Origin of the sequence: Rhizobium etli 8C-3, from assembly GCF_001908375.1 — a bacterium.
GTDB classification, from domain to species: Bacteria; Pseudomonadota; Alphaproteobacteria; order Rhizobiales; family Rhizobiaceae; genus Rhizobium; species Rhizobium etli_B.
Genome location: NZ_CP017241.1, coordinates 1,890,565 through 1,902,880, shown reverse-complemented (window position 1 = coordinate 1,902,880; position 12,316 = coordinate 1,890,565). Strand labels below are relative to the sequence as shown.

Sequence of the window (12,316 nt, the reverse complement as noted above, 5' to 3'; positions counted from 1 at the left end):
AACAGCGCGCTCTAAGCGTGCGACCTCATCCGAGCCGGTCCGAGCGTCATAACCAAGATCGGTTCCGCGGTTCGGGCTCGCAAAGTCAAGAAATCCTCCTTTCCGTCACGTAAGCCGTCTCCTTCGCACAAGCCGTCGGCGAAATAGTGATGATGCATGGATCGTTCCGGAGAGCTTGCACCCCCCTCGCACGTGGCTGTGCGGTCCACCTCAATTATTCGCAGTCGGTCGTTACGGAAATGCTGATTCGTAACTGCTTCGTTTGCCTTATCTGGCGTTTAAGCGTACGCTTGTTTATCGGCTCGACAATTTAACCGGGTGCCCCGAGCCGCTTGAGAGATGATCTGCTCTTGCCTAAAAAGGAGAGCTCTTATGTCTCTTTTCGAATTAGTTTCCTTTACCGAAGATGAGATTGAACTCGTAACGTCCGTCGTCGGCCGTTGGTCAGAGAGAAATCACGTCGATGTCAAAAGCGAACATGGCCAAGCTGCATTAACACAGGCCATCGCCCTCGTAAGTTCCGGCATGAGGTCGCCGGGCGCCATCGTGGGTAGGCTCGATGAGGTTTGCGCGCCGCCCGCCCCCGAGTATCCCAAGTCACTTGTCGACGAGTAAACGCTAGTTGCGACGAGGTAACCATTCGTCGCCGCAAAATCTGCGGGCACTGCATTGGCGAGGCAATGCGCAGCATGGCGGAGTGCTCGGTCTTAACATGGCGCTCGTTGAAAAGCGGAAGCAAGGGCCGCCTGCTCGGCCTCCTTCCTCGACGCTTTGGGCGTGCCAAGGTCGACGGCATTGGCTGGCACTCTCTGCGTCACTCCGCTGTTTCGACATGGATCGAGGCAGGCTTGCAGCCAAATGCGGTTCAGATACTCGCGGATCACGCTTCCTACGCGATCGATACCGGCAACGAAGTCGCCGGGATGACAAGCATGTCACGCACGATGGTGAACAAGTATTGCGAGCAAGGCCGCTTCCCGCAGCATGTGGATCTCGGCGACAGGCGGGTGGCCTTCGTGAAGGCTGGAATCGTAGCCTGGATACCTGCCAAGATCGAGGCACGAGCGCCCCCGCAAAATCCCGTTGGCCTAGATCAACTGCGCGCGAAGCTCGCCCAGGCATACGAAGTCATCGCAATCTTGCTGCTGGGGCCAGAAGGCAACTCGCTCGACGTAGCGATGCCCGAAGGCAAGCGAGCACTCAAGTATTTCAGGTGCGCTGGTTATGACGCGCGGTTTTGCCCTTCGTTCATCCGAGCGCCAGACCGAAGAAGGAGCGGACGTGACTGACCAGCCTCGCCTTCTCGGCCGCAAAGTAGCCGCCGGATACTGCGGGTTAACGCCTTCAGGTTTTTAGATGTGGATTGCCGCCAGGATGCCGCCGGCAATCCCCGGCACGCGAAAGTGGGATCGGCGGGCGATTGATGCCAAGCTCGACGAGATCAGTGGGCTAACTGCAGCGCGGCAATCAAGGTGAGACGGAGCGTCAATCAAGATGAGACTCGGCCGTGGCAGTGGAGCGTAGTGAGGGCGTAGCCCGAACGGAGTTTCACTGCCACGGCCGAGTGCGTTTTTTGTCTGGTGATCACGGTTGGCCGGTACTTTGGGTTCTTCGAAGAACGAGGAACCACTCTGTGCCAGGTCGTCACGTAACCGATCATCAGATGAGGCTTTTCATGAAGTTACGACAGGAGCACACGACTGAGATCGCCGCCGCAAAGGCTTCGATCAGCAGAGCTACGGCATTCCGCATTAAGCAGGATCCGCAACTCCCATCTCAAAAGACCAAGCCGCGGGAACGCCGTCGCCCCGATCCGCTTGCACACATCTTTGATGCAGAGGTGGTTCCGCTTTTAAAGGCAGCGCCAGGAATTCGCGCCGTTGCTGTCTTTGAGGAGATGCTTCGCCGCCATCCAGAGCTGAGCGAAGGCGTACGCCGCACAATGGAGCGCCGTATTCGTTCATGGCGCGCTATTCACGGCGGGGAACAGGAAGTGATCTTCCGGCAAATTCACGAGCCAGGTCGATTAGGACTGTCCGACTTCACCAATATGAATGAGATTGGAATCACGATTGCAGGCCAGCCGCTCGATCATCTGCTTTATCACTTCCGCCTTGCATACTCCGGCTTCGAGCACGCGCACGTCGTCCTTGGTGGCGAAAGTTTTGTGGCATTGGCAGAAGGACTGCAGAATGCTCTCTGGTTCCTTGGAGGCACGCCGCTTTATCATCGTAGCGATAGCCTGTCGGCGGCATTCCGCAATCTCGATGCTGATGCAAAGGAGGACCTAACCCGGCGATACGCGGATCTTTGCGCTCATTACCAGATGACGCCGACGCGCAACAACAAAGGGATTGCTCACGAGAATGGCTCCATTGAAAGCCCGCATGGTCATCTCAAGAATGCGATCCGCGACGCGCTGTTAATGCGTGGCGCCAGTGACTTCGACGATCTCGATGCCTATCGAGGCTTCATCGACGAGATCGTCAGTCGACGCAATGCCCGATATGGCAAGCGCATCGATGCCGAGCGTGCCCAACTTCAGCCATTGCCAGGAAGACGGACGAGCGACTTTGAAGAAGTTGTCGTTCGTGTTTCCAGCAGCGGTGGCTTCACATTGCGCAAGGTCTTTTACACGGTACCCTCGCGCCTGATCGGGCATCGGTTACGCGTGCGTATGTTTGATGATCGCCTCGATGTCTTTATCGGCGGCACGCATCTCATGTCGCTTCGCAGAGGTCGCGGTCATGCCAGTGGTAAACATGATCAGGTCGTCGACTACCGGCATGTCATCCATTCCCTTCGCAAAAAGCCAATGGCGCTTCTCCAGCTTGTTTATCGCGACAAGCTCTTTCCTCGGCAGGAATATCGTAGAGCCTTCGAGATCCTGCTCGACCGACTTTCCGACAAGCAGGCGTGCAAGATCACAGTCGAACTCTTGGCCTTGGCCCACGATCGGGGCTGTGAACGTGAGCTAGCCGAACGACTGCGCAAAATACTCGACGCGGGCGATCTGCCAGACATTGCCGAGTTGCGAACCTTATTTGCTCCCGACCCTGCACGGTTGCCGACCGTGAACGTCCATCTCGCCTCCCTCAATGGCTACGAAGCCTTGATCGATGCTCACCAGGTTGGGGACGCCGCATGAAGAACGCTCACGCTATCGATGCGGCCAGGCTCGCCATCATGCTAACCGACCTCAGGTTGCCGGCAATAAAGCTACTCTGGCCGGATTTTGCCGAACAGGCCGACAAGGAAGGCTGGCCGGCGGCGAGGTTCTTATCCGCTATTGCCGAGCACGAACTGTCCGAACGCGATCGCCGCCGCATGGAACGTCATCTTGCTGACGCACGACTGCCACCAGGTAAAACGCTGGACAACTTTGACTTCGACGCCGTGCCAATGGTCTCGAAGGCTCAGGTAATGGCCATTACCGCTGGCGATAGTTGGCTCGCAAAGGGTGCCAACATCTTATTGTTTGGCCCACCGGGTGGCGGAAAGAGCCATCTCGCCGCAGCAATCGGCCTGGCACTCATCGAGAATGGTTGGCGTGTGCTGTTCTCGCGCACCACGGAGCTCGTTCAGAAACTGCAAGTGGCTCGTCGCGAACTCCAGCTTGAGTCCGCCATCGCCAAGCTAGACAAGTTCGATTTGCTCATCCTCGACGATCTCGCTTATGTCACCAAGGACCAGGCCGAAACTAGCGTGCTCTTCGAGCTCATCTCTGCTCGTTACGAGCGACGATCTATTTTGATCACCGCCAATCAACCCTTCGGAGAATGGAACAGGGTCTTCCCAGATCCCGCCATGACCCTCGCAGCCGTCGATCGTCTCGTTCACCATGCAACCATCTTTGAGATGAATGTCGAGAGCTATCGCCGCCGAGCTGCGATGGAGGCAAAACGACAGCGAGGTAGACCAGCCTCCTACGCGACAATCAGGAATACCGCTGAGATTGACGCTGCGCGACAATCAGAGCCCGACGAAACCGTTGCCAGCGACAATCAAGATGATACGCTCCCCGACAACCGCGACACCAGAGTCTCATCCAGATTGTCGCGCTGATCTCATCCAGATTGCCGCTCTATAGCTAACACCGCCACATGTATCAGGTGGTCCAGCGGTTCGCGAGCACGACACCTTCGAAGCTTGGAAAAGAAGGGGTGCGGAGCGCGACAATGAGCCAAGCGAGCTACCATGCCGCTCTATCCTGCATAAATCAAACGCGGCGAGGAGCCGGGATAACCAGCTCTACTCGCCGCAAGATTGCCTCGTCGCCAGAGGAGGAGATGGCGCCAAGGCAATGGCGAACGACGCAAAAAAGGCGTCGGCACTACTTATTTTATTTATTTCTAAATTATACTTTGGTATAGGTCTCCCAAACTGTATGGGAGGAGTAACGAATGCAGCGAGTTGAACTTAATAACCTCGGCACCGGAGCCACAACCCGCGTTTGGTCGGTCAAGGATTTCTCCGCGCGGCGCAGACTTAACGAGGATGAAGAGGCTCGACTGCTGCAATTGTTTGGACCATTTGCGTCCGCTAGCGAACTGCTGCACAACGCACCACGAGAGCCGCGGTGGCGGTAGGGTTCGGGACAGACCTGGTGGTTTCGCGAGTTTACAGCGTCCGCGGATCGACAGCGCCCCAAAAGGAAAGGCCGCACATTGGCGGCCTTGAATTTGTTCTATAACTGTTACCGGATTTTTTACGGAATTGGTGCGCACCAGACTACGCAGCGAGATCCTTCAAGTCATCGGAGGTGATTGGCCCTGCACGATCCCGAATTGTCACCAGCGCCATGTGGATGACGGACCTGCCAACCGCCATCGCCGACCGCGAACTCGTGGCTCCAGCCATCATTCCCACTTTTTCGAGCGTGGCACCATGGACGGCGGCTTCCTCAAAAGGCTCGACCAGCGGACCGAGAGCGGTGCGGAATTCAGCCAGCTTCTTGAACCGGCATTGGCGGCAGCCTCAATGGCGACGACAAGCGCTGTGCGCAGATCATCCTGAGCTGCAGTCATGAGGGAAACTTCATCGCTGGAGAATCAATCTCTTGTCTCTTCGAAAACTCTTCGCTGAGTACCTTGGCGACGACCTGGACAGATTCAGGCGTTGAAGAAACGGTGGCGACTCGGGGGCGACTGAAGATGCAGCCGAATTTCGGAAAGCTCACCAAGTTATTGAATTTCTTGGTGAGAGCGATGGGGCTCGAACCCATGACCTACTGATTAAAAGTCAGTTGCTCTACCAGCTGAGCTACGCTCTCCCTTGACGCCGTGAGCTTTAAACAGCCCCGGCCGGAAGTGCGCGGAACATATGCAGGCGACCTATTGCGGTCAACCGAAAAATTCCCTTTTTCGCCGCGTCGGGCATATTTCTTGCCGGGCTCGAAAAGGTGATTGGCATTCGGTTGGTTGCGGCGCTAAACATCCGCCAGGTTTGCAGCCGGAGAGAATGCGTGTCGATTGCCGATATTTCCCTGTTGAGCGCCCTGCTTGCGGGTGCCCTCTCCTTTCTCTCTCCCTGCGTGCTTCCCCTCGTTCCGCCCTATCTCTGCTATATGGCGGGCATATCCGTCGAGCAGTTCCGGGGCGGAAATGCTGTTGCGATTGCACCCGATGTCCGGCGCGGGGTGCTGTTTTCGGCGCTGTTCTTCACCCTCGGATTCGCCACCGTCTTCGTCGCGCTCGGCGCCGGCGCTTCCAGCATCGGAATGCTGCTGCGCCAACATCTGGATCTCCTGGCCAAGGTCGGCGGCCTCATCATCATCATCATGGGGCTGAACTTTCTCGGCGTCTTCCGGATCGGGCTTTTCGCGCGCGAGGCCCGGTTCCAGGGCGGCGGCAAACCGGCGACGCTGACCGGCGCCTATATCATGGGACTTGCCTTCGCCTTCGGCTGGACGCCGTGCATTGGACCGGTGCTGGGCGCCATTTTGGGGGTCGCGGCAGCGCGCGAGACCGTAGGCTCCGGCGCGGGGCTCCTCGCCGTTTATTCGCTCGGCCTCGCTATTCCCTTCTGGATCGCCGCCGGCTTTTCCGGTGCCTTCATGAATTTTCTGGCGCGCTTCCGCCGCCATCTCGGCACCATCGAAAAGATCATGGGAGGCTTCCTCGTGCTCACGGGGCTCGCCTTCATATTCGGTTTCGTCACCGATACTGCCATCTGGTTCCAGCAGACCTTTCCGATTCTGATGCGGATCGGCTAAAGACAACACATCATCGCCTGCCTTGCAGAGTTATGCGCCGAAGGATCGCGATCAGGTCAGCCTTTCTTGCGACTGAACTTTTCCCGCAAGGCAGTCGGAATATCGCGCAATCCGCGGCCCGGCTCGATGCCTTCGCGCATTACGACGCTGCGTAGCGGCGGAAACGCCGAGAGAATATGGAGGCCCGCAGCGCGCAACATCTGCACCGGCAGGAAACCTGAGAGAAGCGAGCGGTTTAGCAGATCGACGCTGACCGTTCGCGTCATGATGTCGGCGCGGCGCCTGCGGTCGAACCGATCGCCCGAATCGGCCAATAGGGGCAGTTCGGCCCGGTCGCAAAGAATATCCGTCAGCGCCATGATATCGCGCAGGCTGAGATTGAGGCCTTGTGCGCCGATCGGCGGGAAGACGTGCGCAGCTTCCCCGATCAGCGCTATCCGGCCCTTGCCGAAACGATGCGCCATCATGCCTGAAAGAGGCCATATCTGGACGCCTTCCTCGACGCTCACCTTGCCGAGCAGCGACTGCATCCGCGCTTCGACGACGTTGCTCAATTCGGCAAGGGACAATTCGAGGCCGGCGGCGGCATCCGACGGATTCTGTACCCAGACGAGGCTAGAGCGGTTGCCGCGCAAGGGCACCTGGGTAAAGGGGCCGCATTCGGTGTGAAATTCCGTCGAGGTATTTTCGTGCGGCAGCGAATGGCCGAAATTCAGCACCATGGCCGACTGCGGATAGGACCAGTTGCGCGCGCCAATGCCGGCTTTTTCCCTAAGCTTCGACTTGCGACCGTCGGCGCCGGCAGCAAAATCGGCAGACAGCATCTGGCCGCCCGCAATCATGATGGTAACGGCATCCTCGCCGATATCAATGCTCTCAGCAAAAGCAGTGAAGCGCGTGATATTGCCTTCGATTGCGACCGCCGCCTCGAGCACGTCTGTCAAAGCCTTGTTCGGGAAGTTGTAGCCGAAAGCGTCGAGACCGACTTCGACGGCGCGAAACGTCGTGGTTGGTGCACGCAGCAGGCGATTTGTGCCATCGATGATGCGCATGCTTTTCAGCGGCGCGGCCGAAGGCTTCAGCTTTTCCCAGAGCGCCAGGCGATCGAGGAAGCGGATCGACTGATCCATCAGCGCCGTTGTACGCCGATCCTCTGTCGTGGCGGGAGGGGCAATCAGCGCCACGCTGCGGCCGCCGCGGGCCAGTGAGATCGCGGCCACCATGCCGGCGAGACCGCCACCGATCACCGCCACTTCGAACTGTTTCATTGCATCGCTTCCGTCATCAGAGACGGCGAGCCGGCATCTATGCCGCCGGCTTCGCCTGACGGCGCCAACTATAGCCCTTGCCGGCCTCCGCGTCACGCACAGCCGGCTGATAATGATGCGGAATTCCCGGCAGCCTGTTTTCGGAAAGGCGCTTGAGCGCCGTTTCATTGGTCACGGCGAAGCTGTCGATGCCGACGCGCAGCATCAACGGGATCTGGTCGATTAGCACATCGCCTACCGCCCGCAATTCGTTGGTATAACCGAGTCGCTTGCGCAGCAGCGAGGCATGGCTAAAGGCACGGCCGTCGCTGAATGCCGGGAAGGCAACGGCGACGATTTCGAGGCGATCCAGGTAAGGCTCCAGCTTGCGGACGTCGTCAGCGGGCTTGATGAGCACGCCAAGACCGACATCGTTGCTCTCTCCGGCCCTTTCGATTAGATCGTCGAGGCCGAGCAGAGGCTTCTGATCTTCGATCGCTTTGACCTCATCGCTCTCGATCACCCAGGGATCATTGGCGACAAAACCGGTTTCTCTCCAAATCTTCGTCACGGTTCCCTCCTTATGCCGCTTCCGCAGCCGCGCCATACAGCGCATCCTTGAAAGGCTGCGGTCCGACGCGGCGATAGGCCGCAAGGAAGGTTTCGGCCGGGTCCCGGCGGATGCCGAGATAGGTATCGACGATCGTCTCGATTGCGTCCGTCACCTTGTCCGGTTCGAAGCCGCGGCCGATGATCTCGCCGATCGAGGTGTGCTCGTCGCCGGAGCCGCCAAGCGTGATCTGGTAGAGTTCGGCACCCTTTTTCTCGACCCCGAGCAGGCCAATATGGCCGACATGGTGATGCCCGCAGGCATTGATGCAGCCTGAAATCTTGATCTTCAGTTCGCCGATCTCCGCCTGACGCGCCGGATCGCCAAATCGCTTGGAAATCTCCTGTGCAACCGGAATCGAACGCGCATTGGCAAGTGCGCAATAGTCCAGCCCCGGACATGCTATGATATCCGTGATCAGGCCGGCATTGGCAGTTTCGAGGCCAGCCGCAACCAGGCCCCTATAGACCGCTTCGAGATCGCTCAGCGCCACATGCGGCAGGATGAGATTCTGTTCGTGGCTCACGCGGATTTCGTCGAAGGCATATTCCTCGGCGAGGTCGGCAACGGCATCCATCTGCGCGTCGGAGGCATCACCGGGGATGCCGCCGATCGGCTTCAGCGAGATCGTCACCATGCCGTAATCGGGGTTCTTGTGCGGCGCCACGTTCTGCTGCACCCAGCGGGCAAATGCCGGATCGGCCTTCTTCCAGCGGGCAAGATTCTCCCAGCCGTCGGCGCGTTCCGGCAGCGCGGGCGGCGCGAAATAGGCGGCGATCGCCTGAACGTCCTTCTCCGGCAGCTTCAGCTCGGTATCCTTGAGCAGCATGAACTCAACCTCGACCTGGCGCGCCAGTTCTTCGGCACCGGTCTCGTGCACGAGGATCTTGATGCGCGCCTTGTACTTGTTGTCGCGGCGGCCGTGCAGATTGTAGACGCGCATGATCGCGGTCGTGTAGGACAGCAGGTCCTCTTCCGGCAAAAAGTCGCGGATCAGCTTGGCGACCATAGGCGTGCGGCCCTGACCGCCGCCGACGTAAACGGCAAAGCCGATCTCGCCCTTGTCGTTCTTCTTCAGATGCAGGCCGATATCGTGGACCTGGATCGCCGCACGGTCGCGCTCGGCGCCGGTGACGGCGATCTTGAACTTGCGGGGCAGGAAGGAGAACTCCGGATGCACGGACGACCACTGGCGCAGGATTTCCGCATAGGGACGCGGGTCGGCGACTTCGTCCGCCGCGGCACCGGCAAAATGATCCGCCGTGACATTGCGAATGCAGTTGCCGGAGGTCTGCATGGCATGCATCTCGACCGTCGCAAGTTCGGCAAGCACGTCCGGCATGTCGGAGAGTTTCGGCCAGTTGAACTGCAGGTTCTGCCGGGTCGTGAAGTGGCCGTAGCCGCGATCGTAGGTGCGGGCGATATGGGCGAGCATGCGCATCTGGCGCGAGGAGAGCGTGCCGTAGGGGATGGCTATACGCAGCATATAGGCATGGAGCTGCAAATAGACGCCGTTCATCAGGCGCAGCGGCTTGAACGCATCCTCGGCAAGCTCACCTGACAGACGGCGCTGGACCTGGTCGCGAAACTGCTCGACGCGCTCGGCGACAAAGGCGTGGTCAAATTCGTCGTAACGGTACATCAGCTTCCTCAGACTGCAATGAATTCGGGATCGGCCGGCTTGTAGCCAGGCGCATATTCCATGGTCGGGCCCTGGGCGCGGATGCGCTCGCGGAGGCGCAGCGGCCATAGAACTCCGCCGGTTTCCTGAACTTCGATGACAGCAACGTCAACGACCTTGTTGTCGGCATAGGCCTTCTTGCCGATCTCTTCCAAAGCCGCCACGGCCTCAGCATGGCGTGCGACGAGCGCATCCTGCAGCGAGGTTACCCACTCGCCGCTGGCGCTAAGCCAGACGGCCACGCCATCCGTCAGCCTGTTGGCGGTCAGAACCTTGTCGACCATGTTCAGCTCCTTGCAAATTCCGGCGCGGTCGCCTCACGGCGCACCAGCGGCTCTGACAGTTCGAAATTGGCGCCTGCGACGGCATCGCCGATAATGACCATGACCGGTCCCGTCAACTCGTTACGATGCTGCAAGTCGGGAAGGTCACGCAGAATGCCATGCAGTAGGCGACGGTCCGCACGGCTTGCGTTCTCGACGACGGCAACGGTCGTCTCGGCGGGAAGCCCAGCGCTCATCAGCCGCTCGGCGACCGAAGCTGCGACCGTACGTCCCATATAGACGGCGATCGTCGCGCCAGATACGGCAAGGCTTGCCCAATCGGGCAGCACGTCGCCCGTCAGGTCATGCCCGGTCGTAAAGACCAGCGAGGAGGCAACGCCGCGCAGCGTCAGCGGCAGCTCGAAATCCGCCGCAGCGGCAAAAGCGGAAGTGATACCCGGAACCACCTCGTAGCCGATGCCTGCAGTACGCAGCGCCGCCATCTCCTCCCCTGCCCGGCCATAGACGAGTGGATCGCCGGATTTCAGACGCACGACACGCTTGCCCTGGCGCCCGAGCTGGACAAGCAAATCGTTGATCTCTTCCTGCGATTTCGAATGGCAACCCTTGCGCTTGCCGACCGAAAGACGCTCGGCATCGCGGCGGCCCATATCGACGATCGCCTGCGGCACCAGCGCATCGAAAACGATGACGTCGGCTTCCATCATCACGCGCTGGGCGCGCAAGGTCAGCAGATCTTCGGCTCCAGGGCCGGCACCGACGAGCCAGACGCGGCCGTCAACCTTTTCCGCCGAGCGCAGGAGGCCGTTTGCAGCACGCCGCGCTTCGGCAAGATTGCCGTTTGCAACGGCGTCGGCCACTCGACCAGAGAAGAACCGGCGCCAGAAGACCCTTCTGGCGATGCCGCGCGGAAGGAGATGTTCGACAGTCCTGCGGTAGCTCGTGGCAAGATCGGCGAGGCGGCCGAGCGATGGAGAAAGCAACTGATCGACCTGCGCACGGATCATCTGTGCCAGCACCGGACCGGCACCTTCGGTGCCAATCGCAACGGCCACCGGCGCACGATTGACGAGAGCTGGCGTTAAGAAATCGCAATAGTCCGGCTGGTCGACCGCATTGGCTGGAATTCTCGCCCTCCGGGCAGCTTCCACGACCGCGCGATCCTCGGCAGGGTTACCGGTTGCAGCAAAAACAAGCGCCGCACCATCCACCTGCTCGGGCAAAAAAGCACCACGAACCATTTCGATGCGATTGGAAAGCAGGAACGAATGATAATCGGCCTTGGGATGGTCCGCATAAGCAACGATGCGGGCGCGCGTGTTCAGCAGCAGACGCACCTTGGCGAAGGCCTCGTCTCCATTGCCGAAAACGGCTGCAATCCGCCCTTCCACACGGAAGAATGCGGGAAACACCGAGAGCTGTTCGTTGCTGGAAGGCATTATCATTCCACTTCGAAGTTTGTCGACTATGCCTTTTACAGTCAACGGATTGAAGAAACAGAAATTCGAAAGCCCCGCTGAGCGCGTATTCTTTTGCTCGCCATCTCAATGATTTGAGAAAAGTCGCCCGGTCGTTTGAAAATGCTGCTGCAGCGCATCATAAGCTGGTGACAAATGCGCAGATTCGGCGGGATCATGCATTCCGCTTCCAAGCGGCAACCGGTAAACTGCACAAAACAGGAGAACGCCATGCCGGAAAAGACGATTGCCTCCCGTCTTCTCGAAGTCATCCAGAAACACATCCTGCCGATCACGGAACTCGGCGTTTCCGAGGGCAACAAGGTCTTCGGCGCGGCAATCCTGCGTAAGTCTGACCTGGCGCTGGTCGTCGCGGAAACGAACAACGAACTGGAAAATCCGCTGTGGCATGGCGAAGTTCACACATTGAAGCGCTTTTACGAGCTTTCCGACAAGCCCTCGACCAAGGATCTCATATTTCTCTCGACGCACGAGCCCTGCAGCATGTGCATGTCGGCGATCACCTGGGCGGGTTTCGATAATTTCTATTATTTCTTCAGCCATGAGGATTCGCGCGACAGCTTTGCCATCCCGCATGATCTGAAGATCCTGAAGGAGGTCTTCGGCCTCGAACCGGGCCGATATCGCCGCCAGAACGCGTTCTGGAACAGTTTTGCGATCGCCGACCTCATCGAAACCGAGGACGAACCGCTGAAAACCGGTCTGAAAGCGCAGGCCGCCGGCATCAAGGCCCGCTACGATGCGCTGTCGGACACCTATCAGGCGTCCAAGGACGCCAATGCCATCCCGTTGAACTGAGATA

Annotated in this window: 13 protein-coding genes and 1 tRNA gene; 7 read left to right on the top strand and 7 right to left on the bottom strand. The window is 59.1% G+C overall.

The genetic code is table 11. The features are described 5' to 3' along the window. The first annotated feature begins 372 nt into the window (after positions 1–372). The 5 genes from AM571_RS09725 to AM571_RS37325 all read left to right on the top strand — a co-directional run bounded on the left by AM571_RS09725 (position 373) and on the right by AM571_RS37325 (position 4,589). Complete coding sequence (locus tag AM571_RS09725) at positions 373–615, top strand: hypothetical protein (protein ID WP_074061221.1); 243 nt, start codon at positions 373–375, stop codon at positions 613–615. A gap of 65 nt (positions 616–680) precedes the next feature. Next, a complete protein-coding gene (locus AM571_RS37330) occupies positions 681–1,289 on the top strand; it encodes an AlpA family phage regulatory protein (protein ID WP_074061220.1) in 609 nt (202 codons plus the stop codon). Positions 1,290–1,633: 344 nt separating this feature from the next. Further along, positions 1,634–3,148, top strand: coding sequence for an IS21 family transposase (istA, locus tag AM571_RS09710; RefSeq protein WP_074061219.1), 1,515 nt, complete (start codon positions 1,634–1,636; stop codon positions 3,146–3,148). Continuing rightward, on the top strand, positions 3,145–4,065 hold the full coding sequence (istB, locus tag AM571_RS09705; protein WP_074061218.1) for an IS21-like element helper ATPase IstB: 921 nt from the start codon (positions 3,145–3,147) through the stop codon (positions 4,063–4,065). The genes istA and istB overlap by 4 nt, the downstream gene beginning before the upstream one ends. Before the next feature lie 338 nt (positions 4,066–4,403). Then, positions 4,404–4,589 (top strand): hypothetical protein, encoded by a 186-nt coding sequence (locus tag AM571_RS37325; protein WP_074061217.1) that lies wholly within the window; start codon positions 4,404–4,406, stop codon positions 4,587–4,589. 270 nt (positions 4,590–4,859) lie between these two features. Here AM571_RS37325 and AM571_RS36165 read toward each other — a convergent pair whose 3' ends face one another. Then, entirely contained in the window at positions 4,860–5,027 is a 168-nt protein-coding gene (locus AM571_RS36165; RefSeq protein ID WP_155774430.1) for a hypothetical protein, read from the bottom strand. Between the two features lie 169 nt (positions 5,028–5,196). Further along, positions 5,197–5,272: transfer RNA gene (locus AM571_RS09695), tRNA-Lys, on the bottom strand. 192 nt (positions 5,273–5,464) lie between these two features. Here AM571_RS09695 and AM571_RS09690 point away from each other — a divergent pair. Then, a complete protein-coding gene (locus AM571_RS09690) occupies positions 5,465–6,214 on the top strand; it encodes a cytochrome c biogenesis CcdA family protein (RefSeq protein WP_074061216.1) in 750 nt (249 codons plus the stop codon). Positions 6,215–6,270: 56 nt separating this feature from the next. On the opposite strand, the gene AM571_RS09685 is transcribed toward AM571_RS09690, so the two are convergent. Genes AM571_RS09685 through cysG form a run of 5 tightly spaced genes read right to left on the bottom strand, consistent with a single transcriptional unit; the run spans position 6,271 to position 11,475 of the window. Continuing rightward, on the bottom strand, positions 6,271–7,482 hold the full coding sequence (locus AM571_RS09685; protein WP_074061215.1) for a UbiH/UbiF family hydroxylase: 1,212 nt from the start codon (positions 7,480–7,482) through the stop codon (positions 6,271–6,273). 37 nt (positions 7,483–7,519) lie between these two features. Then, positions 7,520–8,032, bottom strand: coding sequence for a DUF934 domain-containing protein (locus tag AM571_RS09680; protein WP_074063153.1), 513 nt, complete (start codon positions 8,030–8,032; stop codon positions 7,520–7,522). Between the two features lie 10 nt (positions 8,033–8,042). Continuing rightward, a complete protein-coding gene (locus tag AM571_RS09675) occupies positions 8,043–9,713 on the bottom strand; it encodes a nitrite/sulfite reductase (RefSeq protein WP_074061214.1) in 1,671 nt (556 codons plus the stop codon). Positions 9,714–9,721: 8 nt separating this feature from the next. Continuing rightward, entirely contained in the window at positions 9,722–10,036 is a 315-nt protein-coding gene (locus AM571_RS09670; RefSeq protein ID WP_074061213.1) for a DUF2849 domain-containing protein, read from the bottom strand. Between the two features lie 2 nt (positions 10,037–10,038). After that, positions 10,039–11,475, bottom strand: coding sequence for a siroheme synthase CysG (gene cysG, locus AM571_RS09665; protein WP_074061212.1), 1,437 nt, complete (start codon positions 11,473–11,475; stop codon positions 10,039–10,041). Between the two features lie 249 nt (positions 11,476–11,724). Here cysG and AM571_RS09660 point away from each other — a divergent pair, with 249 nt between their 5' ends. Further along, on the top strand, positions 11,725–12,312 hold the full coding sequence (locus tag AM571_RS09660) for a nucleoside deaminase (protein ID WP_074063152.1): 588 nt from the start codon (positions 11,725–11,727) through the stop codon (positions 12,310–12,312). Positions 12,313–12,316 lie beyond the last annotated feature (4 nt).

Excerpts from the sequence above, each read along its gene's own strand:
- AM571_RS09725 (WP_074061221.1), top strand. The coding sequence starts at position 373 with ATGTCTCTTTTCGAATTAGTTTCCTTTACCGAAGATGAGATTGAACTC.
- AM571_RS09670 (WP_074061213.1), bottom strand. The coding sequence starts at position 10,036 with ATGGTCGACAAGGTTCTGACCGCCAACAGGCTGACGGATGGCGTGGCC.
- AM571_RS37330 (WP_074061220.1), top strand. The coding sequence starts at position 681 with ATGCGCAGCATGGCGGAGTGCTCGGTCTTAACATGGCGCTCGTTGAAA.
- AM571_RS37325 (WP_074061217.1), top strand. The coding sequence starts at position 4,404 with ATGCAGCGAGTTGAACTTAATAACCTCGGCACCGGAGCCACAACCCGC.
- cysG (WP_074061212.1), bottom strand. The coding sequence starts at position 11,475 with ATGCCTTCCAGCAACGAACAGCTCTCGGTGTTTCCCGCATTCTTCCGT.
- istB (WP_074061218.1), top strand. The coding sequence starts at position 3,145 with ATGAAGAACGCTCACGCTATCGATGCGGCCAGGCTCGCCATCATGCTA.
- AM571_RS36165 (WP_155774430.1), bottom strand. The coding sequence starts at position 5,027 with ATGACTGCAGCTCAGGATGATCTGCGCACAGCGCTTGTCGTCGCCATT.
- AM571_RS09660 (WP_074063152.1), top strand. The coding sequence starts at position 11,725 with ATGCCGGAAAAGACGATTGCCTCCCGTCTTCTCGAAGTCATCCAGAAA.
- AM571_RS09675 (WP_074061214.1), bottom strand. The coding sequence starts at position 9,713 with ATGTACCGTTACGACGAATTTGACCACGCCTTTGTCGCCGAGCGCGTC.
- AM571_RS09685 (WP_074061215.1), bottom strand. The coding sequence starts at position 7,482 with ATGAAACAGTTCGAAGTGGCGGTGATCGGTGGCGGTCTCGCCGGCATG.